This window comes from Caballeronia novacaledonica (assembly GCF_900258035.1).
Classification (GTDB): Bacteria; Pseudomonadota; Gammaproteobacteria; order Burkholderiales; family Burkholderiaceae; genus Caballeronia; species Caballeronia novacaledonica.
Genome location: NZ_OGTP01000007.1, coordinates 72071 through 97181, shown reverse-complemented (window position 1 = coordinate 97181; position 25111 = coordinate 72071). Strand labels below are relative to the sequence as shown.

Below are 25111 nucleotides of genomic sequence, written 5' to 3'. Positions count from 1 at the left end.
CCCGTTATTTCAGCAGGAATCCGTGCGCGAGCGGATCGCGGTCATCGACGAAAATCGTGTTGTGGCCGGTCACGCGCGCCCAGCCTTCAATGCCCGGCTGAATCGCATCGTATTCGCCGACGCGCGCCGCTTCCATCGCCACGCCCTCGAACAAGGTGCCGATGATGCTCTCATGCACGAAACGCTCGCCGATCTTCAACTGCCCCTTCGCGACGCGCTGCGCCATGCGCGCCGACGTGCCCGTGCCGCACGGCGAGCGGTCGATGGCCTTGTCGCCGTAGAACACGGCGTTGCGCGCGCTCGCGCCTTCGATCGTCGGCTCGCCTGTCCACATGACGTGACTGAGGCCGCGTATCGCATCGTTTTCCGGGTGGATGAACGTGTACTTCGCGTTCGCCTTCTCGCGCAATATCGGGCTCAGACGCTGAATGTCGGCAGGCTTCAGCGCGTGCAGGCCTTCATAGCTGCGCTGCGGTTCCACGATCGCATAGAAGTTGCCGCCGTACGCAACGTCGAAACGAATCTCGCCCAGGCCATCGACTTCGACGGACAAGTCGCGCGAATGCAAAAACGACGGCACGTTGACGAGCTGCACGGAATCCACATGCTCGCCATTCATCCGATACCGCGCGACGACGAGACCCGCGGGCGTATCGAGCCGCAACACGCCGGGCTCGCGCGGCCGCACGAGCCCGTGTTCGATGGCCGTCGTCACCGTGCCGATGGTGCCGTGTCCGCACATCGGCAGGCAGCCGCTCACTTCGATGAAGAGAAGCGCGAGATCGCAATCCGGGCGCGTCGGCGGATAGAGAATGCTGCCCGACATCACCTCGTGTCCGCGCGGCTCGAACATGAGCGCGGTGCGAATCCAGTCGAATTCACGCAGGAAATGCGCGCGGCGTTCGATCATATTCGCGCCTTCGAGCGTCGGCGCGCCGCCCGCGACGACGCGCACCGGATTGCCGCACGTGTGTCCGTCGATGCAGAAGAACGTGGATTTCATCGCGCGAGCGCCTTGACGTTCGCGATCGCCTTTTCCACGATCTCGATGGTTCGCCGCCGTTCTTCGCCTTCGAGCATCAGCCGGGGCGCTTTCACGTATTCCGGATAACCCGCCGTGATGTTTTCCGCGAGCTTGATGTACTGCACGAGCTTCACGTGCGTGTCGAGATGGAACAGGTCGATCAGCGCGCGATACAGCGCGCGCGCCTTGTCGTATTCGCCATTGACCGCGTGGTTCAGCAAGTCGACGGATTCTTTCGGCATCGCGTTCGCCATGCCCGAGACCCAGCCTTTCACGCCGAGCGCGACGGATTCGACGATCAGATCGTCCACGCCGCAAAACACGACGAAGCGCTCGCCGAAGCGCGCGTAGAGATCGGTGACGCGCGTCGTGTCGTAGGTCTCTTCCTTGATCGCGACGACGTTCGGTTCATCGGCCAATTGCGCGAGCAAGTCGGGACGCATGTCGACGCCATAGCCGCGCGGATTGTTGTAGATCATCAGGCCGAGCTGCGTCGAACGCGCGATCGACCGATAGTATTCGACGGTCTCGCGATCGTCCGAGCGATACGTGAGCCCCGGAAACACCATCAACCCTTGCACGCCGATTGCTTCGGCATCCTTTGCAAATTGCGTCGCGTTCGCCGTGTTCAATTCCGCGAGACCCGAAATGACAGGCACGCGCCCGTTCACCGTTTCGACCGCGATCTTCAGCACCGCGCGCTTTTCCTCGGGCGTGAGCTGCGCGTTCTCGCCGACCATGCCCATCATCACGACGCCGCCGACGCCGTTGTCGATCAGCCGGTTCAGGCCGCTCACGATGGCATCGCGGTCGAGCGAGCCGTCTTCCCTGAGCTTCGTCGTGACGGCGGGAAATACGCCTTTCCAGTTCACTTGCATGTCTCGTTCCTCCTTTGATTCAGTGATCGAAGCGCGCGATCGAATACGGATTGAGCGGTACGCGCGGCGTGCGGCCCGCGAGCACATCGGCGACGAGCGCGGCGGTCGTCGCCGATTGCGTCAGGCCGAGATGCCCGTGACCGAATGCATATACGACCGACGGCACGCGTGGCGATGCGCCGATCACCGGCAGCGAGTCGGGCGTCGCGGGACGCTGGCCCATCCATTTCGCGGCGTCCGTATCGTCGATGCCGGGAATGAAGCGCTTGCCGAGCGTGAGCAATGCATCGCTGCGACGATAATTCGGCGGCGCATCGAGACCCGCGAACTCCGCCGCGCCGCCGATGCGCAGCCCGACGTCGAGCGGCGCCGCGACGAACTTGCGCTCCGCGAAAATCACTTCGCGCGTCAGCGCGACGCCGTGCTTCGGCAGCGTCGCGTTATAGCCGCGCTCGCTTTCGAGCAAGACGCTGTCGCCGATCGACTTCGCCAGCGCCGCCGACCACGCGCCCGCCGCGATCACGATGCGTCGCCCTTTCACGCGGTTTCCGTCCGCGAGCAAGACCGACTCCGGCGAATCGAGCGCACGCGCGCTGCCCGTCACGAAGCGCGCGCCCAGCGCACGCACGCGCTCGCGCAAAAGCGTGACGATGCGGCGCGGATCGCCGATATGCGACCAGTCGTCGATAAACACGCCATGCCGGAACACCGGCGCGAGCGACGGCTCGCATTCGCGCACCTGCTGCGCATTCAGCGCATGCCAGCGCACACCGAGTTCGCGCTTGAACGCCCATTCGGCCTGATCGGCGGCGAAGGCTTCGCCGGTTTCATAGACCGTCAGCGCGCCACGGCGATAATGCATCGCGCTCGCGCCGATATCGTCGAACATCGGCAGGATGTCGTCGTAGACGCGGTTGTTCAACAGCGCGAGCGCATGCGAAATCGCCTGATAACGGTCCGGCTCGCTCGCGCGGCGAAACGCCATCAACCAGGGCAGCGCCTTCGGCAAATGCTTCCAGTCGAGCGCGAGCGGCCCGAGCGGGTCCATCAGCCATTTCGCGACCTTCGTGAACATGCCGTGCACGGCGATCGGTGTGCTCTCCGTCACCGCGATGCCGCCCGCGTTGCCGTGCGACGCGCGGTCGCCCTCGAAATCGCGATCGACGATCGTCACGCGCGCGCCATCGCGCAGCGCGGCCCACGCACAAGCCAGTCCCACGACGCCCGCGCCGATCACGACGACATCCGCCATTTCGTCGCCTGCCACGCTCATGAGTTCGCGCGCGACTTGATGAGCTTGTCGTCGACGGCTTCGCACCACGTATCCGCGAGCGTAAAGCCGGTCTGGAAGCGATCGGTCGGATCGACGCCGACTTGCGAAATCGCGGTGATCCACGCCTGACCCGACACGACCGGCACGACCGCCGGAACATCGCCGAGGCGCGTGACCGAATCGATACGGCTTTCGAACACCGACCCGATGATCGACTCGTGCAGGAAGGTCTCGCCCACGTCGATCAGCCCTTTCGCATGCATCACGGCGAGCCGCGCGGACGTGCCCGTGCCGCACGGCGACCGGTCGCAGCGGCCCGGCGAAACGATCACCGTGTTGCGCGACTTCAGCACGCCGTTTTCGCGCGAGAGCGGCCCGACGAACTCGGTCATCGTGATGCCCTTGATGAGCGGATTCAGCGGATGCGGCGAAGGCAATTGCGCCGCCGCCGCAGCTTTGATGACTTGCCCGAGTTCGCACAGCTCGCGCGCTTCGTCGGGCGTGATGCGAAAGCCGAGCTTTTGCGCATCGACGATCACGTAGGTCATGCCGCCATAGCCGACATCGACCGTCAGGCTGCCGAGCCCTTCGACCTCGATCGTTCTGTCGAGATGATTCGCGAACGCGGGCTGATTCGTGAACTCGACCTTCGTGACCTTGCCGTTCGCGCACGCGCAGCGCAGATGAATGAGCCCGGCCGGCGCTTCGAGCACGAGTTCGGTGACGGGCTCGACCATCGGCAGGATGCCGGTTTCGAGCAGCACCGTGGCGACGCACATCGTGTTCGAGCCGGACATCGCCGGATATTCGGTCGATTCCGCGATCACGTAACCCATTTGCGCGCGCGGATCGGTTGCGGGCAGAAGGAAGTTCACCGTCTGATTCGCCGAGCCGCGCGGCTCGAAGATGCAGATGCGGCGCAGGTCGTCGCGCACTTCTTCGAGATGCATCATCTTCTCGAACATGGTCGCGCCGGGCACGCCGAAGACGCCGCCCGTCACTACGTTGCCGACTTCGCCTTCGGCATGGCAGTTCACTACTGTAAGCGTTCGATTCCAGCGCATGTTATTGCAGCGGCGCGTGCGCCGTCTCCTTGATGGTGATGACAGTGATCGTGGACAGCAGCGCGGCGAGCATCACGAAGTACGCGGGCGACAGCGGCGAGCCCGTCGCCTTGATGAGCGCGATGGAGATCATCGGCGCGAAACCGCCGAACACCGCATTGGCGATGCCGTAGCCGATCGACATCCATGTCGTGCGGATTTTCGTCGGAAAGAGTTCGGACAATACAGCCGGCCCGACGCCCGAGAAAATGCCGATGATCACGCCGCCCAACACCTGCACCGCGCCGACGATCGCCGCCGACTTGTATTCGAGCATCAGATGAAAGATCGGATACGGCAGCACGAGAAACGCAATGCAGCCGATCGTATAGACAGGCTTGCGGCCGAAGCGGTCCGAGGCCGCGCCCCAGAACGGAATCGACGCCGTCATCACGATCAGGCCCGCCGTGTTGAGCCAGAGCGCCGTCGACGGATGAATGCCGACGTACTTCGTCGTGAACGACGGCAAGTAGTTGAGCAGCACATAGAGCGAGACCGTCCACACGATCACGAGCCCGCAGGCCTGCAAGCCGAGCAGCGCGGGCGCGCGGCCTTTCGCCTTGGGCGCTTCGTCGCTTGCGCTCCGGTAGACCGGCGTCTCTTCGCTGCGCTTGCGAATGATCCAGCCGATCGGCCCGATCACGATCGCCCCGACGATGAACGGCACGCGCCAGCCCCAGTCGAGCAGCGCCTCCTGGCTGAGCAGCGTCGTCATGAGCGCGGCCGCGCCCGAGCCGAGCAGCATGCCGCCGAGCGTGCTGCATTGCTGGAAGCTGCCGTAGAAGCCGCGCCGGTTCGGCGGCGCCCACTCGACGAGAAACGCGACCGCGTTGCCCAGTTCGCCGCCGACGGAAATCCCTTGCAGCATGCGCGCGGCGACGAGCAGGATCGGCGCCATGATGCCGATGGATGCGTACGTCGGCAGCAGCGCCATGAACAGTGTGGCGGCGGCCATCAGCGGCATCACGAAGGTCAGCGTCCACTTGCGGCCTTTCTTGTCGCCGAGCCAGCCGAAGATGACCGCGCCGAGCGGACGCGCCGCGAAACCGAGGCCGAACGCGCCGAAGGTGCCGAGCAGCGCGGCGAAGTCGTCGCCGGCGGGGAACATCACTTTGGCGATGACCGTCGCGAGAAACGCGTAGGTGCCGAAATCGAACCATTCGAGAATATTGCCGACGACGGCGGCGGTGACCGCGCGGCTGGATTTCGATGACGCTTTCTGTGACTCGCCGGAGACGTACGGGTTCGCAACGGCGTTGGCGCGGTCGGTCATGGCGGCTCCCTCGGTCGCATGGTGCGGTTCCGACGGATTGTGCGCCCATATCAAAATTGAATCAAGGATTTTGGATCCAAAATTCGACGGCGAAATTTGCGGAGGTTCGGTGCGGCAATCGGAACTTAGCGAGGTCCGTAGAACATCTGCGCCATCACGATATCCGTCGTGCTCAACTGGCCGTTGCCGTTCCAGTCCGGATTGCAGTAATTCATGATCGACGCCAGATCCCACGCGCCGATCAACGTGTCGCCGAAAGTGCCTTGCGCCGGCTCGTTGCATGTCGATGGCGTATCGGGCCGGTTCTGCTCATGCGCGAAACCCATCGCATGGCCGAACTCGTGCGCGGCGATATTACGAATGCAATACTCTTCGCGACCCACGCAACTCGGGCTCCAGTTCCTGAACGTAAAGTTCAGCACCATCCCGCCGACGACGTTGTTCAGCGTCGTTCCGAGACCTTGCGTATGCGGCCCCGTGGCGGCGCTGTCCTCGACCGAAATGCGAATGCCGTAGTAGTTCGGATCGTTCGTGCATTGCTGCCAGCCCGTGAACGTGACGCCGGAATGCGCTTCCCAGCTCGCCTCGACCGCGAGGCGACTCCAGTCGCGCTGGGTGGCGTAGAACGCGAAGTCGGCGCTGCTCAGATCCCAGCAGACGCCGATCGGAACCTGCTTCCAAATGACGGTGGACAACGCGTAACCCTTGGCCGTGGCTTTGTCTTGCGCGCTCGATTGCTCCGTCGAACTCCTGGCCGCGGCGTTTGCGGCGTCGGTGTTGTCGCCTGCGCCGCATCCGCTAAGCAGTATTCCTAACAATAATGCCAATAGCCACGCACCGAATCTTCTCATCTTCTTCTCCGTGATCGCAGGCTGTGCGTGCTCGCGCACAACAGGAGAAGTATATTTTCTAATACGCGTTCAAATCCGAATGCTCATTTCATAGTATTCACGAAATCAGCGAGTTGCCGACATCGCGGGCCTAACAATCGAGCTCATCCGACAGTGCGCGCTTGCCGCCGCGCCAGTTCCGCCACGCCGATGCACGCCGCGAGCCACGCGCCGCCCGACGCGAAGCCGCCGATCACATCGCCGGGAAAATGCACGCCGATCACAACGCGGCTGGTTCCGATCGCCAGCACGATGAAGCACGCCAGCCCGACGATGAACGGATCGCGGCGCGTCGGCGCAAGGCGCAACAACACGTACGCGCACATGCCGTAGCAGACGATCGATCCGAACGTGTGCCCGCTCGGAAACGCGAAGCTCTCGGGCAGCGGCACCGTCGAACCGGTGGGACGATCGCGGCGCATCATCGCCTTGAGCGCCTGATTGAAGAGGCCGCCCGCGCTCGTCGTCGCGGCGAGATACACGGCGAGGCCGAAGCGCCGCGTCAGGATTAGCGCCGCGCACATCAGCGCGCACATGAGCGTGAGAAACCACGGGTCGCCGAGATGCGTGAGACCGGCGAACCATCGCGCGACGAATGCGGGCGTGCCGTCGCGCACGGCGTCGAGCAAACGCTGATCCGCCGATGAAAACGCCGTGCCGCGTGCGATGCGCGTCGCAATCGCGACGAACGCCGCCGCGCCGCACGCGATCGTCGCGAGCGCGAACACCGCGACGGCCGGACCGGACGCCGGCCTCTTTCGCGCGGCCCACGCCCACGCGCCAGCCGCGACAGAGGGCACGACAAAGAGCACGATCGCGATGATCGCAACCGCATGGCGTTGCGCGAGCGCCGTGTATTCCATGATGTTTCGTTTCTCCCGAATTGCCCGGCGCTCGCGCGGGCTCAGGACGCGGCTCTGCTGTCCTCCGCTTCGAACGGTTTCTCCCACCCGAACGCCTGCACGCTCGCGACCGGCTGCTCCGTGACGAGCACGCCGCAGATTTCGCCGGGCATCGGCAGCGTGAGGGCATACCAGTCTTGCAGGGAAGCATCGTCGCCCGCTTCGCCGTGCGCCGCGCGCGTTCTGCCGATCCGCGCCGCTTCGTCCCACATGAGCTTTTTGGCGACCGCGTCGCGGACGCCGGTCGTTTCGACCGTCAGTCCGAGCCCTATTCTCGCCGATGCCACCGCAATCACGATCCAGATGCCCGAGTACGCCACGTCGGCATGAATCGCGCCCTCCGCGAGCGGATGCGCGACGACGATGCGTTCCCCCGGTTCATCGCCGACGCCCACTTCGTCGGGCTCGCAATCGAGCATGTGCGAGAGCACGAGACGCAGGGTCGCGCGCGCGACGCCGAAGCGCCGCCCGAGCGCCGAATTCGGATGCAGCCGCGCGCGCTTTCGCTCGGCCGGAGTGAGCCAGTTCCCGATATTCGACGCCGATGCAAAGCGGAATTCGCTCGGCACAAGCCAGAGACAGACCTCGCCGGGCGCGGGCGGTTCGTGAATCCGCACGCGCGACTTGGCGAGATCGTGATAGCGCCACGGAACGTCCGTGGCGTGGAGCGGGGAAATGCGGTCGGTAGAAGGCATGCGCGCCAGCGGAGACGCGGCGCGCGCGATGCGCCGGAACGCTCCGCATTCAGGTAAAAAACTGTCATTTTCGACGTTCGTTCCTTATGGGACGCTTAGGAAACCGCAGAGCCGGGCACCATTCGAAACAATGTTGCCTACGGGTCAACCCCGAGTTGAGCTTTCATCAACGCTACCCTCACAAATCCTCGATTCCTCCTCACGCGAACCCCGCCGCAGAATGCCTCACATCCACCGCAATGGTGGCCGAACCCTACACATCACGCGGACACAAGGAAGGAGTCTATGGAAAAGAATCTGTTCATCGGCGAAGGCTTCGAAGGGCCGGGCGTCAATCTCGCCCATATCAACGTGCTGGTCGGCCCGCGCAACGGCCCGGCCGGTCAGGCTTTCGCGACCGCGCTGGCGACGCCGTCCGCCGGTCACGCGCCGTTCGTCGTGATCGCGCAGCCCGGCGTGCCGACCAAGCCGCTCACGCTCTACGTCAACAAGGCGCAGATCGAAGGCGATTTCCACGGCAACGCGACCTGGGGCGCATCGCAGGCGGGCATCGCGAAGGCGGTCGCCGAATCGCTCGAAAACGGCACGCTGCCGCCCGAGGCCGAGAACGACTGGGTCGTCGTGTCGGCGAACTGGGTCAATCCCAAAACCGACGATCTCGACGCCGTCTTCGAGAACAACTATCGCGCGTGCAAGAACGCGATCATCGCCGCGATGGAAGGCCTGCCGCGCAAGGAAGCCGTGTTCAAGGCCGCGCGCGACGTCTCGAACCCGTTCTACACGCCGAAGAAGTAAGGAGTTTCTGCAAATGGAATACGTGCGTCTCGGCCAATCCGGCCTGAAGGTTTCGCGCCTGTGCCTCGGCACGATGAACATGGGCACGCCGCAATGGAAGCCCTGGATTTTCGATGAAGCGCAAAGCGAGCCGATCGTGCGCCACGCGCTCGAAGCGGGCGTGAACTTCATCGATCTGGCCGATTTCTATTCGACCGGCGTGGGCGAGGAAGTCGTCGGCCGCATACTGAAGCGTCTCGTGAAACGCGAGGAAGTCGTGGTGACGACGAAGGTCGGCTACGACATGGCGAGCTACCCGAACGCGGGCGGGCATTCGCGCAAGCACATCATGGACGGCATCGACGGGTCGCTGAAGCGTCTCGGCATGGATTACGTCGATGTCTACATGCTGCATTACTTCGACGTGAACACGCCCGTCGAAGAAACGATGGGCGCGCTCGACGACATCGTGCGCGCGGGCAAGGCGCGTTACGTCGGCGTCTCGACGATGTACACCTGGCAGTTCGCCAAGATCATGCAGGCGTGCGAGCGCAACGGCTGGCACAAGCCGATCAACATGCAGTTGCAGTTGAACGTCGCCTATCGCGAGGAAGAGCGCGAGATGGTTCCGTATTGCATCGACCAGGGCGTCGGCGTGTCGGTGTTCAGCCCGCTCGCACGCGGCCTGCTGACTTCCGACGCAAAGTCCACGCGCAATCAGACCGACTTCTTCACCGCGCAAATGTATGGCGATCGCGCTTCGCAGGAGATCGCCGCGTCGGTCGCGCGTGTCGCGGCGCGGCGCGGCGTGCCGGCGGCGCAGATCGCGCAGGCGTGGGTGCTGAGCCGGCCCGGCATTTCGAGCATGCTCGTCGGCGCGGATTCGGCGGCGCAGTTCGACAGCGCGCTCGCCGCGCTCGACACCAAGCTCGACGACGACGAACTGCACGAACTCGAGCGCAACTACACCCCGTGCGATCTCATCAACGACTACACCGCGGGGCGGCGCATCGCACGCGAGGCGCGTCCGGCGCAGGGAGTCTTCGAACACGCACTGGAGCGCGCGGCATGATGAACCTGCTGCAATCGAATCATTACATCGACGGAAAGTGGCACGAGAGTTCGAGCACGTATCCCGTTCGCAATCCCGCGACCGGCGACGTGATCGCGAACGTCGCGCACGGCCGCGGCCCGGAAGCGCGTCAAGCCATCGATGCCGCGAAGCGCGCCTTCCCCGCATGGCGCGCGCTGACGGCGAAGGAACGCGGCGCGCGCGTGAAGCGCTGGGGCGAACTGATGCTCGCCAATCGCAACACGCTCGCCGAATTGCTCACACGCGAGCAAGGCAAGCCGCTTGCCGAAGCGCTCGGCGAAGTCGCTTACGCGGCGAGCTTCTTCGAGTGGTTCGCCGAGGAAGCCAAGCGCAGCTACGGCGACGTCATTCCGAGTCCGAAGCCGAACTCGAAGATCGTCGTCACGCGCGAGCCGGTGGGTGTCGTCGCGGCCATCACGCCGTGGAACTTCCCGCTCGCGATGATCACGCGCAAAGCCGGCCCCGCGCTCGCCGCAGGTTGCACGATGGTGCTCAAGCCGTCGGAAGAGACGCCGCTTTCCGCCTTCGCGCTTGCCGTGCTCGCCGAGGAAGCCGGCATTCCGGCGGGCGTGTTCAACGTCGTCTCCGGCGACGCCACGGCCATCGGCCAGGTGCTCACCGAATCGCCCGATGTGCGCAAGCTGTCGTTCACGGGCTCGACGCGCGTCGGCAAGCTGCTCGCGAAGCAATCGGCGGATACGCTCAAGAAGCTGTCGCTGGAACTCGGCGGCAATGCGCCGTTCATCGTGTTCGACGACGCCGACATCGACGCCGCCGTGCAGGGCGCGATCGCGTCGAAGTTCCGCAACACCGGGCAGACGTGCGTGTGCGTGAACCGCTTCTTCGTGCAGGACGGCATCTACGACGCGTTCACGCATGCGTTGACGCGCGCGGTGCACAAGCTGCGCGTCGGCAACGGGCTCGAGGGCGAGTTCGATCAGGGGCCGCTCATCAACGAGGCCGCGCTGAAGAAGGTGCAGAGCCATGTCGCCGATGCCGTGAGCAAAGGCGCAACGGTTCTGACGGGCGGCAAGCCCCATGCGATCGGCGGCACGTTCTACGAGCCGACCGTGCTGACGGACGCCACGCCTTCCATGTTGATCGCCGACGAAGAAACCTTCGGCCCCGTGGCCGCGTGTTTCCGCTTCAAGTCGGAAGAGGACGTGATCGCGGCGGCGAACAACACGCCGTACGGCCTCGCCGCGTACTTCTACACGCGCGACCTGGGCCGCGCGTGGCGCGTCGCGGACGCGCTGGAGAGCGGCATGGTCGGCATCAACGAGGGCATCATCTCGACGGAAGTCGCGCCCTTCGGCGGCGTGAAGCAGTCGGGACTGGGCCGCGAAGGATCGAAGTACGGGCTCGATGAATATATGGAGCTCAAGTACATGATGATGGCCGGACTCGGCCGCTGATTCATCCCGCACCGCGCGCGCACGAACGATAACGCCATCGCGTGCGCGGTTTTCTTGCGGCGTACGACACGCCGCTCCACTCGGAAGTGGAGGAGATACTCTTGGACATTCACAGCCTGAGCGCGCAGCCGCTCGCCCCCGGCGCGGGCGCACCCTTCAATGCCGCACAAGACCGCATCGCACTCGACGATGTGCCGTTGAACCGCTTCCACGTGAAGATCGCGGGCCTGACTTTCGGCGCGCATTTCACCGAAGGTTATGCGCTCGGCACGATCGGTTATGCGCTGACGTCGCTGAACAAGCAGATTCCGCTGGACGCTTTCTGGACGGGCCTGCTCGGCTCGTCGGCGCTGATCGGCATTTTTCTCGGCAGTCTCGTGTTCGGCTGGCTCTCCGACAAGCTCGGCCGTCAGAAAATTTTCCTCCTGAGCTTCGTCATCATCACGGCGGCCGCGTTCGCGCAGTTCTACGCGGCCACGCCCGCGATGCTCGTCGCGTTGCGCGTGTTGATCGGCTTCGGCATGGGCGGCGACTTCGCGGTCGGTCATGCGATTCTCGCGGAGTTCTCGCCGCGCAAGCATCGCGGCACGCTGCTCGGCTCGTTCAGCGTGATCTGGACGATCGGCTATGTGATCGCGAACGTGCTCGGCATGCACTACGCGGATGCGTCGCCGGATGCGTGGCGCTGGCTGCTCGCCTCCGCGGGCATTCCTGCGTTTCTCGTGCTGATCATGCGCATGGGCACGCCGGAGTCGCCGCGCTGGCTGCTCGGCAAAGGCCGCCGCGACGAAGCGCTGCGCATCGTGCGCAAGCACTTCGGCCCGAACGTGACGCTCGACGCCGATACGGGCGAGCACTTCGCGCCCGCCGGCGGCTTCGCGCGCCTCTTCAAGCCGGATCTGCTTCGCCGCACGGTGTTCAACTGCGCGTTTTTCGTGTGTCTCGTGATTCCCTACTTCGCGATCTATACGTTCCTGCCGAGCATTCTCACGGCGATCCGCCTGCCCGAAGGCTCGGGCGCCGATCTGCTGCTCAACGCCTTTCTCGTGCTCGGCGCGCTGCTCGGAATCTGGCTCACGATCAAGCTGTCGCGGCGCTCGTTCTTGATCGGATCGTTTGCGGTGTGCTGTCTGTCGCTGTTCGCGCTGAGCGTGCTGCCGTCGTCGGCGAGTGTCGGGATGATCGTCGCGTTCGGCATCTTCACGTTGACGATGTCGGCATTCTCGAATCTCGTCGGCGTGTTTCCGCCGGAATGCTTTCCGACCGAGGCGCGCGCATGCGGCGTGGGATTGTCGATTGCGTGCAGCCGGCTGGGATCGGCGGTTGGAACGTTCCTGTTGCCTATCGGGATCGCGCAGGCCGGCGTGCAGATGACGATGCTCGTGCTCGCCGCGGTGCTGCTCGTCGGGATGATCGTATCGATCGCGTGGGCGCCCGAAACGAAGCATCTGACGTTGAATCAGGCAAGCCGCGGGTGATCGCTCGCTACGGCTGCGCGCCCTTCGCTCCCTCGGCGCGCAGCCATTCCGCGAAAGCCTGCACGCTGTCCGCGCTCGCAAACGAAGGCGCGATATCCAGCCAATACCCGTAAGGCCCGGTCGACTCCACTGGCGACAACAATACCAGCGACCCATCATGCAACTCATCGGCGATCATGCTGCGATCGACAACCGCCAGCCCCGAGCCCGCGCGCGCCGCATGAATGGCCTGATCGAGCGTCGAGAATTCGATGCCGTTTTCGCCGAACGCGCGCGGCAATCCCGCTGCGTCGAGCCAGTTGGGCCAGAGCGTGAGGCGCGCGTCGTTGTGCAGCACATGCAGCGCGGGCAGCCGTTCGAGCAGCGCTTCGACGGACTGCCCCGCGAACTTCGTCGCGCCGACCAGCACATGCCGCTCGATGAACAGCAGCTCCGACCGGTGATCCGCCCGCGCCTCGTACCCGAAGCGAATGTTGCATTGACGGTCGTCGGTGGCATCGGTGCGCACGGAAAGATCGATGTCGGGCACCGCGTCCATCAGCGAGCCGAGTCGCGGCGACAGCCAGCGGGTCGCGAACGTCGGCGGGGCGCTCACGGTCAGGCGCTTGCGCTCGCTGCGCCGCATCGTGGAGAGGGACAGGGTCACGCGCTCGATCGAATCGAACGCTTCCGACAAACACGCGAGCAGTTCCGCGCCTTGCTTCGTCAGCCGAATGCCCTTGTGATCGCGGTCGAACAGCTTCGTGCCGAGCGCGTCCTCGAGCAGGCGAATCTGGCGGCTCACCGCGCCGGGCGTCACGCAAAGCGCCGCCGCGGACTTGTTGAAACTCATATGGCGCGCGCTTTCCTCGAAGAAGCGCAACGCGGTCAAGGATGGCAATCGCCGCACGATCTTCTCCGTTATTTGCGCTTGCCTTGCTTGCCGCCACGCCCGCGCGCCTGTTTCTCGATCTCGGCGCGCAGCCACTCGCGAAAGAGCGCGACTTGCGGCGCATCGTCCTGGCCGGTCCGCGTGACGAGCCAGTACGACTGATGCCCGTCCACCTCGACATCGACGATCGGCACGAGCGTTCCCTGCCGCAACTCCGGCGCGATCATGTGACGATCGGCGATCGTGACGCCGAGGCCGTCGACCGCGGCGCGAATCGCGTGATCGAGCAGATCGAACTCATAGCCGCCGCGCGTTTCGACATCGTCGATATTCGCCGCCTTGAGCCAGTGCTGCCACGTGAGATAGCGTTGATCGCTGGCGGCGAGCACATGCAGCAGCGTAAATTCGTTCAGGTCGATGCCGGAGGTGTCGCGCTCGCCGATCAGCGCCGGCGAACACACGGCGATATGCCGCTCGTTCATCAGCAACTGATTGTCGAGGCCGTCCCATTCGCCGTTGCCGAAGCGGATCGCGCAATCGAGCGCACCCGATTCGACGAGATCGTCCTTCAGGCGCGTAGTCAGCGTGATTTCGAGTTCCGGCGCGGCGGCGCGCAACGATTGCAGCCGCGGCATCAGCCAGCGGCTGGAAAACGTAGGCGGCGCGTTGATGCGCAAGCGCTTCAGATGCGTCCTTTCCTGAATGCTGCGCACCGTGAGTTCGATGCGGTCGAACGACATCCTGAGCGCCTGCAGCAAGAGCCGCCCCGTCGCCGACAATTCGAGATGATGATGCCGGCGCAACAGCAGCGGCTCGCCGAGCTGCGTTTCGAGCTGGCGCACCTGCCGGCTCACCGCGCTTTGCGTCACGTGCAGCATTTCCGCGGCGCGCGTGAAACTGCCGGTGTGTCCGGCCACCTCGAATGCCCTCAGCGCGTTCAGGGCAGGCATCTTCCGCTTCAAATCGATCTCCTTTCCGTGCGTTCGATGCGCGCATTGGGCACGCATCCACACCGGAATGTGCCGCTCTGAGGCGACATTTTACGAATCGAGGCAAATTATGCCGCTTCGGGCCGCGAAGGGGTGTGATCCCTCGCGGCCCATGCGGATCAGGCGATCGCGACAGGCTCCGCCGGCGCCGAAACTTGCCCGGCGACCGTGCGGGCGTCGTCGAGGATCATGTCCGCGCCCTTCTCGGCGACCATCATCACCGGTGCATTGAGATTGCCCGACGTGATGTTCGGGAAAATCGACGCATCGACGATGCGCAAGCCCTGCACGCCGTGCACGCGCAACCGCTCGTCCACGACCGCCGTGCGTTCGTCCGGGCCCATCGCGCAGGAACCGCACAGATGGTAGATCGAACCCGACTGCTCGCGGAAGTACGCCAGCATGTCGGCGTCGGACTTCACGTCCGGTCCCGGCGAGATTTCTTCCGCCGTGATCGCGCGCAGCGCCGCCGAGTTCATGATCTTGCGCACGAGCTTGCTGCCCTGCACCGCTTCGCGTATGTCCTTCGGCGTGGTCAGCGCGTTGATGCTGATCTTCGCGGCGTCTTCCGCGCGGCCGGACGCGATTTCGATCGATCCGCGGCTCGTCGGCCGGCACGGGTTGAAGCACAGCAGGAAGCCCGAGTACGGCTCGGGTTCGAGTTGCGCCTTGCTGCTCTTCGGAATGCGATACGAGAGCGGATTGAAATACAGCTGGAGATTCGGCTGCGTCTCGTCGTCATCGCCCTTGAAGAAGCCGCCCGACTGGTTCACGCTCATCGAGAGCGGCCCCTTGCGCGAGGTCAGATACCGCATCGCGGCCTTGACCTTGCCGAAAAGCGAACCGAGCTCGTCGTTCAGCGTCTCGACCGTCGCACGATAGTAGAAGCTCACGCACAGGTGATCCTGCAGATTCTTTCCGACGGCCGGCAATTCATGCACGACCGGAATGCCGTGCCGCGCGAGCAGCGCGGCGTCGCCGAGACCGGAAAGCTGCATCAGCTTCGGCGAATCGACCGCGCCCGCCGACAGAATCACCTCGCGCTTGGCATGGAATCGCAGCGTTTCGCCCTTGCGCGACGCCGTCACGCCCGTCGCGCGTTTGCCGTCGAACAGCACGCGGCTCACGTTCACGTTGCGCTCCACGCGCAGGTTCTTGCGCCCGAGCACCGGATGCAGATACTCGAAGCTGCTCGACGAACGCTCGCCATTGCGCGCGTTGATGTCGTAGATGGTCGCGCCTTCGTAGTCCGCGCCGTTGATGTCGCCGGTGACGGGAAAGCCTGCCTGCCGCGCACCTTCGAGGAACGTGCCGCAGATCGCGTGCGCGCCGTCTTTCATCGACGAAACCCGGATCTTGCCCTTCGCGCCGTGATACGGCGTGTCGCCGGCCCAGTGCGATTCGAGGCGGCGGAAATAAGGCAGCACGTCGCGATAGCTCCAGCCCGCGTTGCCCGCGCGCTGCCAGTCGTCGAAATCGTGCGGCTGGCCTCGCACGTAGATCATCGCGTTGATCGAACCGGAGCCGCCCTGCACCTTGCCGCGCGGACAATACAGCGAGCGGTCCTTCAGTTGCGCTTCCGGCTCGCTGTAGTACATCCAGTTGTATTCCGGGTTGTAGTAGGTCTTGGTGAAGCCGACCGGAATCTTGAACCAGAACGAGTCGTCCGCGCCGCCCGCTTCGAGCAGCAGCACCGAATGCTCGCCGGACTCGGTGAGGCGATCGGCGAGAATGCAGCCCGCCGATCCGGCGCCCACGATGATGTAATCGAATTCCATGCTCTTCATGCTTTCTGTGCCCTGCGTTCAGCCCTTTGCGGGCGCGAGATCCTTCACGTCGGCGGGCCGCGCCGCCATCTGCAAATGCAGACGCTCGCCCGTGTAAGGCGTATGTGCGCGTACGACGTCCATGTTCAGTTCGACGCCCAGGCCCGGCTCCGTCGACGGAATGATGTAGCCGTCTTCCCAGCGGATCTTCGACTTGAGCACGTCCGCGTGAAAGCCGTCCCACGTGCCGATGCTTTCCTGAATCAGGAAGTTCGGCGAGCACGCGGCAATCTGAATGCTCGCGGCGGCGCCGACCGGGCCGTTGTAGAGATGCGGGGCGATCTGCGCGTAATACACCTCGGCGAGACTCGCGATCTTCTTCGCTTCGAGCAGGCCGCCGACGCGCCCGACGTTGAACTGAAGAATCGACGCCGCGCGCGCTTCGAGCAGCTTGAAGAACTCGTATTTCGTCGTCAGGCGCTCACCGGCCGCGATCGGAATGCTGGTCTTTTCGGCCACTTGCGCCATCGCGCTTTCCTGTCCCGGCGGCACCGGTTCCTCGAACCAGAGCGGATCGAACTTTTCGAGACGCTGCGCGAGACGGATCGCCGACGACGGCACCATCTGCCCGTGCGTGCCGAACAGCAGATCGGCCTTGCTGCCGACCGCCTCGCGCACCTTGCGGCAGAACGTTTCGCAGCGGTCCATCACTTCGAGCGAAATCTGATGACCGGAATACGCGGTGTACGGGCCGGCCGGATCGAACTTGACTGCCGTAAAGCCGAGCGCGACGTTGTGCGCGGCGCATTCGGCGGCGAGATCGGGATCGTCGTAGTCGTATTCGCCGCGGCTGTTCTTCGGGTAGAGATAGGTGTACGAACGCAGGCGCTCATGCACGCGGCCGCCGAGCAACTCGTAGACCGGCTTGCCCGCCGCCTTGCCGATGATGTCCCAGCACGCCATTTCGAGGCCGCTGACGACACCCATCATCGTAAGATCGGGGCGCTGCGTGAAGCCGCTCGAATACGCCTCGCGATAGAAGCGCTCGACATGATGCGGATCGTGGCCGAGCAGATAGCGTTCGAACACGTCTTCGATGACCGGCGCCATCGCCTTCGGATGGAACGTCGCGGAGTAGATCTCGCCGACGCCCTCGATGCCGCACGCGGTGCGCAGCTTCACGAAAATCCAGTACATGCCGCCGATATGCGGCGGCGGAACCGCGACGATATACGTTTCCAGCGAAGCGATCTTCATTGTTGCGCTCCCAGTTTGTTCAGTCGATGTTTGAAGACGAGCCCGGCCACGCCGCCCAGCGCGGACATGGACGCGATGTAGCCGAAGTAGAGCTGATAGCCATGCGCGCCCGGATAGTTCTGCGTGAGATAGCCGTTGATGAGCGGCAGCACCGCATCGGGCGAATAGCCGATCATCGAAACGAGGCCGATCGCGAGGCCCATGGTTTCGGCGGGCACCTTGCATTGATCGAGCAGCGACCAGTAGAGGCCGCGAATCGCGTACGTCATCACGCCGATGAACAGCACGATCACCGCGATGAGCACGTGACTGCCGATCGACGGCGCGGCCATCAGCAGGAGCAGCGCCGCAGCCGCCGCGAACAGCGCGAACACGAGCACGGAGGTTTTCGAGAAACGGTCGCCGAGAAAGCCGCCGCCGATGCCGCCGATCGGGCGCATCCACAGCTTGGCCGTCGTGATGAAGCCCGCGGCCACCACCGACAAGCCGATTTCCTTCTCGTGCAGATACGCGGAGAAGCTGTACGTCGCCCAGAACACCTGATAGCCGCAGAACACGATCGCCGAAAGCAGCCACAGTTGCGGGTTCTTCAGCAGCACGGCGAGATCGCGAAACGCGTTGCGCTTTTCCCGCACGCCTTGCGCAGGGTTCGCGCCTTGCGGATCGCGCACGACGGCGAGCGCCACGCCGAGCCCGATGCACAGGAATGCGTACAGGTAGACGACGACCCGGAAGCCCGCGGTAGCGGATTCGCCGCGCGTCTGCGTGACCCACGCGAAGAGCGTGATCGCGATGGTCGCGAGCATCGCTTCGATCAGGCCGCGGCCGCCATCGAGAAAGCCGAAGAAGCGGCCTTGCTCGTTGTCGGCGGCGATCATTTGCACGCGCTTGATGATCGCGGCCCAGAACGTGAGACCGGTCGTCAGGCCCCAGCCGCCGAAGATCGCGATCAGGCAGCCGAACGACGGCGCGGTGGAATACCACAGCCCGAGCGCGCCCGTCGCGACCAGCGAGAAGCTGATGAGCACGCGCGGCGCGACGCGATCCGCGAGCCAGCCGCTCGGCAGATAGCAGACGAGAAAGATCGTGCCGAGCGCGGAGTAGAGATACCCCAGTTGCGCTTCGGTGATGTGAAAGACCTCGAGCATGGTCGGCTGATAGACCTGCCGGAGATACAGAATCGGATAGATGGCGCCGGCGGCGATCACGAGCAGCGCGAGTTGAATATAGCGGTCGGCGCGCGTGGTCTCGCGCGGCGCGATCACGCTCTGACCGGATTGAGCGGGATTCGATGACACAGTCGTTCTCCTCGAAGGGCAGCGGCGCGCGGCATGCGGATGCCGCGCGGCTGGGCCTTCAATATGTTTTTGTCTAGGGTGAAAGTGATTGGCCGGACAGCGGCCGCGAGAATCAGTACTTCATGACGACGAGACGCGTCTGCGTGAACTCGAGCATGCCGTGCTTGCCGTCGTCGCCGCCGATGCCGGAGCGCTTCCAGCCGGCGTGGAAACCCTGGTAAGGATCGGCAGGCGTGCGGTTGATGTAGAGCTCGCCTGCTTCGATCGCGTTGGCGACCTTCATCGCCGTGCGGTAATTCTCGGTGTAGAGCACCGACGAGAGGCCGAACTGGTGGTCGTTGGCCATCGCGAGCGCTTCGTCGATGGTCGCGTACTTGAGCACCGCGAGCACCGGACCGAAGGTCTCTTCCTGCACGATCTCCATGTCCTGACGGCAGTTCGAGAGCAGCGTCGGCGGATAGAAAAAGCCCTTGCGATTCGGCACTTCGCCGCCGGTTTCGAGCCTGGCGCCCGCCTCGACTGCGCGGCGGACCATCGCGTGAATGCCGTCGCGCGATGCCTTGTTCACGAGCGGACCCATGTTGCTCGCGTCCTCGTGACGATCGCCGATGCGCTTCGCCGTCATCTGCTCGCGCAGCAGGCCGACGAATTCGTCGTGGATGCTCTCGTGAACATAGACGCGTTCGATGGCCGTGCAGAGCTGACCGGAATGCGTGAGCTTCGAGGCGACGAGCTCGCGCGCGGCCTTTTGCAGGTCGGCGTCCGGCTCGACGATCGCGGGCGTCTTGCCGCCCAGTTCCAGCGAAGGCTTCGCAATGTTCGCCTTGCAGTACTCGAGCACCTTGCGGCCCGCGTTGACACTGCCCGTCAGCGTGATCATGCCGACCTTCGGATGCGTGCAGACGGCTTCGGCCGTTGCGTGTTCCATCGCGAGAATATTGACGACGCCCGGAGGCAGCGCCGCGCGCTCGACGGCGCGCGCCAGTTCGAACGCCGACAGCGGCGTGTTGTTGCTCGGACGCACGACGACCGTGTTGCCCGAAATTAGCGCCGGCGCGATCTTGCGCATCAGCGTGTAGATCGGGAAATTGAACGGAATCAGGCACGCGACGACGCCGATCGGCTCGCGATGCAGCACGAGATTCTCGTTCGGCGTATCGCTCGGAATGACTTCGCCTTCGATGCGGCGGGCCCATTCGGCGTGATAACGCGTGATCTGCGCGGCGTACACGGCTTCGTTGGTCGCGTCGAGCAGGCTCTTGCCGGACTCCGCCGACAGCGCCGCGCCGATCTCGGCGGACGCTTCGACGATGGCGTCGGCGAGACGCTGCATGTGCGCGCCGCGCTCGGCGGCCGTCGTCACGCGCCACAGACGCTGCGCGGCGGCGGCCTGTTCGACGGCCAGCAACGCCTGCTCGCGCGACGCGTTGTGGACGTGCCCCACCACCTCTTCGGTCGCGGGATTCAGGATGGCGGTGACGTGATCGCTCGCGGGCTCGATGAAACGTCCGTTCACAAAATTGCTTTCTGGCTTCATGTCTGGCGGTTTCCTTGATCGCTGTGCGTCGTGCCGGCCGGTCGCCGGGATTTCGGGCACCGCCGCGACAACACAACGCATTTGCGGCGCATTTTTCCGCGCCTCGCGCTGCAACGACAAGCGAAGAATTTTCTGGAAGAACATTCGGAAAACTCACGCTTGGTCTTCGACTAAATCCATTTGCAGCCGCACTTTCATCGCGGACAATCCGTCGCTCGCGGTCCCGCCCAGATCGATGGTTGGGACTTCTTCTCAAATAACCAAAAAGACTTGAGACTTCATGAGAATCAAAGCAATTTCCCTGACCGCGCTCGCGTGCATCGCCACTTCGGTGCATGCGCAGAACAGCGTCACGCTGTACGGCATCCTCGACGAAGGATTCGACTACACGAGCAATGTCGGCGGGAATCACGCCTATGAACTCACGAGCGGCTACGCGGCGGGCAGCCGCTGGGGCCTGCGCGGGGTCGAGGATCTCGGCGGCGGCACGAAGGCCGTCTTCCAGCTCGAAAGCGGCGTGAATCTGAGCAACGGCGCCGCCGGGCAAGGCGGGCGCATGTTCGGGCGGCAGGCGTACGTGGGACTAAACAACGACCGTTTCGGCTCCATCAGGCTCGGCCGCCAGTACGATTCGGTGGTCGACTATCTCGCGCCGACGACAGCCAACGGCAACTGGGCCGGCTATCTCTTCGCGCATCCGTTCGATAACGACAACACCGACAACTCGTTCCGCGTGAACAACACGGTCAAGTATGCGAGCCCTTCGCTTTCCGGCTTCCGGTTCGGCGGCACGTACAGCTTCAGCAACGAAACGAACTTCGCGAGCAACCGGCAGTACAGCGTCGGGGCATCGTATGCGAATGGCGGCTTGCTGGCCGGCGCGGCCTATTTGCGCGCCGACGGCACGGGTTCGAATGCGAACGGCGCGATCGCCACGAACGACGCCAGCTTCATCGCCCGGCGCATGCAGATTTTCGGCGCGGGCGTGAATTACACGTTCGGCAACGCGACCGCGGGGTTCGCGTACACGAACTCGAGTTATCGCGATCCGGTGACGAACGGCTATATCGGCGTGCCGCTCGCGCCGGCAGGGAATTCGCTCAAGAATCTGAAGTATCAGAACTTCGAAGTGAACGGGAAGTATCAGTTCACGCCGGACTTCTTCGTCGGCGCGCAATACGTGTATTCGATCGAGACGTACGACTCGGCGGCGGGCACCGTGAAGCCGCGCATTCATTCGGCCGGTCTGATGGCGGATTACTTCCTGTCGAAGCGCACCGATGTGTACCTGCAGGGCGCGTATCAGAAGATCACCGGTGAATCGACCGAATCCGTGATGGATCAGGCGTTCATTCCGGGCGCGCTGGGTTTGTCGTCGAATTCGGAGCAGTTCGTCGCGCGGGTGGCGTTGCGGCACGCGTTCTGACGTTCAGCGAGGAAGAGGCCCGGCGCCGCCGCGTTCAGGAACGTGCGCCGGGCCGTTCGATCGCCAGCCGCATGCGCGCCGCGTAGGAACATACGCGAGCCGCATGCCGGGCGCATGTGCGGCATGCTATCGTCGATGCGTCATTCCGATGGGTCATTTCGGTGCCGCCATCATGAGTCAAGTGCGCTATCCCCTCGGCCCCGACGACCGGGTGCATCTGTTGTGCTGGCTCACGTGCGGATTGCTCGGCGCGTATTACATCGAAGGCGACTGGCCCGATACCTCGTTTCAGGTGCGCACGGCGCATCGCTGGCTCGACCGGCATCATCGCGCGGCGGAGTGGATCGAAACCGCGCGGCTCTCGGCGGCGGCGCAGGCGCTTGCCGCGCGCTTCTCGACCACGCTCGACGCCGATGCCTCACGCGGCGACATCGAGCGCATTCTCGAAGGCGAGGATCTCGACTACGACAGCGCGCTCGTGCAGCGCATCTATCAGGCGTGCCGAATCGAGTTGACGAGCCGGCGCAGGCCTTCGCATTAGCGCCCTTCTTCGGTGCGGCGATCAATTTTCATGCCGCGGCGCGCGCATGCCCCGATGCGTCTCGCGTCCGGCCACCGACATTTTTTCGACCGGCGATATGTGCGGAACCCCACATAGACGCGCATGGTGCGGCGCTACCATCGGCGCGCCTGCTCGCACGTCGATGAAAGCTCCCCCGCCGTGACTCGAATCGCCGGGTGAAGCGCGGCTACACCGTCAGCGGCCAAGAACGATGAAAACGATCGACACCGACCGGAGGTCGCCATGCCGCGCAGCATTCGTCCGCTCCTTCCTCATATCCGGATTCGTCGCGCGCGGTTGCGGCCGCTCGCGGTGCTCGTGCCGCTCGTCGCGGGCCTGACGTGCGCGAGTTTCGCCGGCGCCGCGCCGCCCTTGCCGCGCGGCGGCCAGTTCGTCGCGGGCAGCGGCGCGATCGGCGGCGGCGGCCAGTCGCTCACGATCGATCAGACGTCGGCGCGCGGCGTCATCGACTGGAACAGCTTCTCGATCGGCAGCGGACGGCAGGTCACGTTCCACAACGGCACCGGCGCGACGCTCAATCGCGTGACGGGCGGCGACGCGTCGGTGATCCTCGGGCAGCTCAGCGCCACGGGCAGCGTGTATCTCGTCAATCCGCAGGGCGTGCTGGTCGGGCCGGGCGGCGTCGTCGCGACGGGCGGGCGCTTCGTCGCGTCCGCGTTGGACATCGGCAACGACGCGTTCATGCAGGGCGGCCCGCTCACGCTCTCGGGCGGCGGCGGCGGCATGGTCATCAATCTCGGCAAGATCGGATCGAGCGGCGGCGACGTGTTCCTCGTGTCGCGCACGGCGGCGGTGAACGGCGGGCGCATCAGCGCGCCGCAGGGCACGGCCGAAATCGCGACCGGCAATCAGGTGCTGCTGCGGGATGCGTCGGGCGGACAACAGGTTTTCGTGCAGGCGGGCAGCGGCGGCATGGCGATGAACGCCGGGACGATTCAGGCGGCGCAAGCCAGTCTCCAGGCCGCCGACGGCAACGTGTACGCGCTCGCGGGCAACAGCAGCGCGATCCGCGCGACCGGCACCGCGACCCGCGACGGTCACGTCTGGCTGGTCGCCGACCAGGGCGAGGTGCATGCGAACGGCACGATCGCCGCGACGAACGCGGACGGCGGCGGCGGCACGGTCGAGACGCGCGCGAACACGCTCGACGTCGCGGGCGCGAACGTGTTCGCGCGTACGTGGAAGCTCGGCGCGCCGACATTCACGGTCGATCAGGCGACCGCGGACTCGGTCGCGCGCAGTCTCGGCAACGGCACGTCGGTCGATGTCGAAGCCAGCGGCGGCGATCTGACCGTAGGCGGGAACGTCAGGTGGAACGGCAATGCATCGCTCACGCTCGGCGCGGCGCATGACGTGGCGATCGGCGCGGGCGCGGGCATCGGCAACACGGGCAACGGCAATCTCACGCTGCGCGCCGATGCGGGCGGCATCGACAACGGCGGCGCCGTGACGAACGGCGGCACGATCGACTGGTCGAAAAGCGGCGGCATCGTCAGCGCGCTCTACGACATGAACGGCGCCTATGCGCCGGGCACGCTGCTCACGAACAGCGGATGGACCGCCGCGCCATACAGCGGACTCGTCACGCAGGCCACGGCGTACAGGCTCGTGAACACGCTCGCCGATCTCTCCAACGTGTCGAAAGACCTCGCGGGCGCCTATGCGCTCGGCAAGGATATCGACGCGAGCGCGACCGCCTATCCGTCGTTCTTCACGGCGATCGGCGCGACGCAGACGCCGTTCACCGGCCAGTTCGACGGCTTCGGCCACACGATCGACAAGCTCGCGACCGTGGCGAATCCCAACGATGACCGCTACGGCATGTTCGGCGTGATCGGCGCAAGCGGCGTCGTGCGCAATCTGAATCTCACCAACGCCAGCACGGGCGACTACACGTCGGGCGCATTCGGCCTGCTCGCGGGGCAGAACAACGGTCTCGTCACGTATGTCGACACGGCGGGCATCGTCGGGCAGAACGGCTTCGGCGGGGCCGGTGCGGGCGGGCTCGTCGGCGTGAACAACGGGGTCGTCGAACGGTCGTCGAGCACGGCGGAGGTCGGCTATCAGATTCCCGCCGGCGGGCTCGTGGGCGTGAACAACGGCACGATTGCGCAGTCGTACGCGACCGGCGCCACCTATGCCGGGAACCACGGCGAAACCGGAGGACTCGTCGCCTTCAACAACGGACTGATCACGCAGTCGTACGCGACGGGCGTCGTGGGCGGCTTCGGCGGCGGCGGACTCGTATTCGTCAACGGCAGCAGCGGCGTGATCGACGAATCGTTCGCAGCCGGGCAGGTCGGCTTCGGCGGGCCTTCGGCCGATCCGGAAGCCGGCATCGCGGCGTACAACCAGGGCGCGATTCACGGCAACGTCTACTGGAACAAGGACACGACGATGCAAACCAGCGCCGCCGGATCGAATTCGGGCGCCGTGCCGCCCGCTTCGAACGGTCTCGGCACCGCGCAGATGAGCAACGCGTCGAGTTTCGCCGGCTGGAACATTCCGGCGGGCGGCGTCTGGGCGATGCCGTCGGGCGCGACGCATCCCGTCTTGCAGTGGCAGCAGGCGCAGCCCTGAAACGCG

The 25111-nt window shown here is 64.8% G+C and carries 21 protein-coding genes; 7 read left to right on the top strand and 14 right to left on the bottom strand.

Going from position 1 to position 25111, the window contains the following annotated elements; all coding sequences use genetic code 11:
• Positions 1 to 4: 4 nt before the first annotated feature.
• From NOV72_RS12760 to NOV72_RS12725, 8 genes are all read right to left on the bottom strand, one after another.
• A complete protein-coding gene (locus NOV72_RS12760) occupies positions 5 to 1003 on the bottom strand; it encodes a 4-hydroxyproline epimerase (protein WP_106854954.1) in 999 nt (332 codons plus the stop codon).
• Entirely contained in the window at positions 1000 to 1902 is a 903-nt protein-coding gene (locus NOV72_RS12755; RefSeq protein ID WP_106854953.1) for a dihydrodipicolinate synthase family protein, read from the bottom strand. The genes NOV72_RS12760 and NOV72_RS12755 overlap by 4 nt, the downstream gene beginning before the upstream one ends.
• 19 nt (positions 1903 to 1921) lie before the next feature.
• Entirely contained in the window at positions 1922 to 3175 is a 1254-nt protein-coding gene (locus NOV72_RS12750) for an NAD(P)/FAD-dependent oxidoreductase (protein ID WP_106854952.1), read from the bottom strand.
• Complete coding sequence (locus tag NOV72_RS12745; protein ID WP_245933010.1) at positions 3172 to 4212, bottom strand: proline racemase family protein; 1041 nt, start codon at positions 4210 to 4212, stop codon at positions 3172 to 3174. Before NOV72_RS12745 ends, NOV72_RS12750 begins: the two co-directional genes overlap by 4 nt.
• Before the next feature lie 28 nt (positions 4213 to 4240).
• Positions 4241 to 5551 (bottom strand): MFS transporter, encoded by a 1311-nt coding sequence (locus NOV72_RS12740; RefSeq protein ID WP_106855102.1) that lies wholly within the window; start codon positions 5549 to 5551, stop codon positions 4241 to 4243.
• Between the two features lie 125 nt (positions 5552 to 5676).
• Positions 5677 to 6246 (bottom strand): M12 family metallopeptidase, encoded by a 570-nt coding sequence (locus tag NOV72_RS12735; protein WP_245933009.1) that lies wholly within the window; start codon positions 6244 to 6246, stop codon positions 5677 to 5679.
• A 299-nt stretch (positions 6247 to 6545) separates the two neighbouring features.
• A complete protein-coding gene (locus tag NOV72_RS12730; RefSeq protein WP_106854950.1) occupies positions 6546 to 7304 on the bottom strand; it encodes a phosphatase PAP2 family protein in 759 nt (252 codons plus the stop codon).
• A 41-nt stretch (positions 7305 to 7345) separates the two neighbouring features.
• Entirely contained in the window at positions 7346 to 8038 is a 693-nt protein-coding gene (locus NOV72_RS12725) for a hypothetical protein (RefSeq protein ID WP_106854949.1), read from the bottom strand.
• Positions 8039 to 8323: 285 nt separating this feature from the next.
• Between NOV72_RS12725 and fae the strand changes: the two genes are divergently transcribed.
• The 4 genes from fae (at position 8324) to NOV72_RS12705 (ending at position 12798) form a co-directional block, all read left to right on the top strand.
• A complete protein-coding gene (gene fae, locus NOV72_RS12720) occupies positions 8324 to 8833 on the top strand; it encodes a formaldehyde-activating enzyme (RefSeq protein WP_106854948.1) in 510 nt (169 codons plus the stop codon).
• A 13-nt stretch (positions 8834 to 8846) separates the two neighbouring features.
• Positions 8847 to 9884, top strand: a complete 1038-nt coding sequence (locus NOV72_RS12715) for an aldo/keto reductase (RefSeq protein WP_106854947.1) — start codon at positions 8847 to 8849, stop codon at positions 9882 to 9884.
• A complete protein-coding gene (locus NOV72_RS12710) occupies positions 9881 to 11320 on the top strand; it encodes an NAD-dependent succinate-semialdehyde dehydrogenase (protein WP_106854946.1) in 1440 nt (479 codons plus the stop codon). The genes NOV72_RS12715 and NOV72_RS12710 overlap by 4 nt, the downstream gene beginning before the upstream one ends.
• Positions 11321 to 11421: 101 nt before the next feature.
• Positions 11422 to 12798, top strand: a complete 1377-nt coding sequence (locus NOV72_RS12705) for an MFS transporter (RefSeq protein ID WP_106855100.1) — start codon at positions 11422 to 11424, stop codon at positions 12796 to 12798.
• 7 nt (positions 12799 to 12805) lie between these two features.
• On the opposite strand, the gene NOV72_RS12700 is transcribed toward NOV72_RS12705, so the two are convergent.
• The 6 genes from NOV72_RS12700 to aldA form a co-directional block, all read right to left on the bottom strand.
• Complete coding sequence (locus NOV72_RS12700; protein WP_106854945.1) at positions 12806 to 13687, bottom strand: LysR substrate-binding domain-containing protein; 882 nt, start codon at positions 13685 to 13687, stop codon at positions 12806 to 12808.
• Between the two features lie 11 nt (positions 13688 to 13698).
• Complete coding sequence (locus tag NOV72_RS12695; protein ID WP_106855099.1) at positions 13699 to 14619, bottom strand: LysR substrate-binding domain-containing protein; 921 nt, start codon at positions 14617 to 14619, stop codon at positions 13699 to 13701.
• 158 nt (positions 14620 to 14777) lie between these two features.
• On the bottom strand, positions 14778 to 16436 hold the full coding sequence (locus tag NOV72_RS12690; protein ID WP_106855098.1) for a GMC family oxidoreductase: 1659 nt from the start codon (positions 16434 to 16436) through the stop codon (positions 14778 to 14780).
• A 27-nt stretch (positions 16437 to 16463) separates the two neighbouring features.
• Positions 16464 to 17681: a mandelate racemase/muconate lactonizing enzyme family protein gene (locus NOV72_RS12685; protein WP_106854944.1), complete on the bottom strand. Its 1218-nt coding sequence runs from the start codon at positions 17679 to 17681 to the stop codon at positions 16464 to 16466.
• Entirely contained in the window at positions 17678 to 18979 is a 1302-nt protein-coding gene (locus NOV72_RS12680; RefSeq protein WP_106854943.1) for an MFS transporter, read from the bottom strand. The genes NOV72_RS12685 and NOV72_RS12680 overlap by 4 nt, the downstream gene beginning before the upstream one ends.
• Before the next feature lie 112 nt (positions 18980 to 19091).
• Positions 19092 to 20516, bottom strand: coding sequence for an aldehyde dehydrogenase (aldA, locus tag NOV72_RS12675; protein WP_106854942.1), 1425 nt, complete (start codon positions 20514 to 20516; stop codon positions 19092 to 19094).
• Between the two features lie 280 nt (positions 20517 to 20796).
• Here aldA and NOV72_RS12670 point away from each other — a divergent pair, with 280 nt between their 5' ends.
• The 3 genes from NOV72_RS12670 to NOV72_RS12660 all read left to right on the top strand — a co-directional run bounded on the left by NOV72_RS12670 (position 20797) and on the right by NOV72_RS12660 (position 25105).
• On the top strand, positions 20797 to 21942 hold the full coding sequence (locus NOV72_RS12670) for a porin (RefSeq protein WP_106854941.1): 1146 nt from the start codon (positions 20797 to 20799) through the stop codon (positions 21940 to 21942).
• Positions 21943 to 22114: 172 nt separating this feature from the next.
• Positions 22115 to 22483 (top strand): hypothetical protein, encoded by a 369-nt coding sequence (locus NOV72_RS12665; protein ID WP_181291024.1) that lies wholly within the window; start codon positions 22115 to 22117, stop codon positions 22481 to 22483.
• A gap of 264 nt (positions 22484 to 22747) precedes the next feature.
• Positions 22748 to 25105, top strand: coding sequence for a beta strand repeat-containing protein (locus tag NOV72_RS12660; protein ID WP_106854939.1), 2358 nt, complete (start codon positions 22748 to 22750; stop codon positions 25103 to 25105).
• Positions 25106 to 25111 lie beyond the last annotated feature (6 nt).

Coding starts and splice junctions, on each gene's coding strand:
- NOV72_RS12760 (WP_106854954.1), bottom strand. CDS start 1,003: ATGAAATCCACGTTCTTCTGCATCGACGGACACACGTGCGGCAATCCG.
- NOV72_RS12755 (WP_106854953.1), bottom strand. CDS start 1,902: ATGCAAGTGAACTGGAAAGGCGTATTTCCCGCCGTCACGACGAAGCTC.
- NOV72_RS12750 (WP_106854952.1), bottom strand. CDS start 3,175: ATGAGCGTGGCAGGCGACGAAATGGCGGATGTCGTCGTGATCGGCGCG.
- NOV72_RS12740 (WP_106855102.1), bottom strand. CDS start 5,551: ATGACCGACCGCGCCAACGCCGTTGCGAACCCGTACGTCTCCGGCGAG.
- NOV72_RS12730 (WP_106854950.1), bottom strand. CDS start 7,304: ATGGAATACACGGCGCTCGCGCAACGCCATGCGGTTGCGATCATCGCG.
- NOV72_RS12725 (WP_106854949.1), bottom strand. CDS start 8,038: ATGCCTTCTACCGACCGCATTTCCCCGCTCCACGCCACGGACGTTCCG.
- fae (WP_106854948.1), top strand. CDS start 8,324: ATGGAAAAGAATCTGTTCATCGGCGAAGGCTTCGAAGGGCCGGGCGTC.
- NOV72_RS12715 (WP_106854947.1), top strand. CDS start 8,847: ATGGAATACGTGCGTCTCGGCCAATCCGGCCTGAAGGTTTCGCGCCTG.
- NOV72_RS12710 (WP_106854946.1), top strand. CDS start 9,881: ATGATGAACCTGCTGCAATCGAATCATTACATCGACGGAAAGTGGCAC.
- NOV72_RS12695 (WP_106855099.1), bottom strand. CDS start 14,619: ATGCCTGCCCTGAACGCGCTGAGGGCATTCGAGGTGGCCGGACACACC.
- NOV72_RS12690 (WP_106855098.1), bottom strand. CDS start 16,436: ATGGAATTCGATTACATCATCGTGGGCGCCGGATCGGCGGGCTGCATT.
- NOV72_RS12685 (WP_106854944.1), bottom strand. CDS start 17,681: ATGAAGATCGCTTCGCTGGAAACGTATATCGTCGCGGTTCCGCCGCCG.
- aldA (WP_106854942.1), bottom strand. CDS start 20,516: ATGAAGCCAGAAAGCAATTTTGTGAACGGACGTTTCATCGAGCCCGCG.
- NOV72_RS12670 (WP_106854941.1), top strand. CDS start 20,797: ATGAGAATCAAAGCAATTTCCCTGACCGCGCTCGCGTGCATCGCCACT.
- NOV72_RS12665 (WP_181291024.1), top strand. CDS start 22,115: ATGAGTCAAGTGCGCTATCCCCTCGGCCCCGACGACCGGGTGCATCTG.
- NOV72_RS12660 (WP_106854939.1), top strand. CDS start 22,748: ATGCCGCGCAGCATTCGTCCGCTCCTTCCTCATATCCGGATTCGTCGC.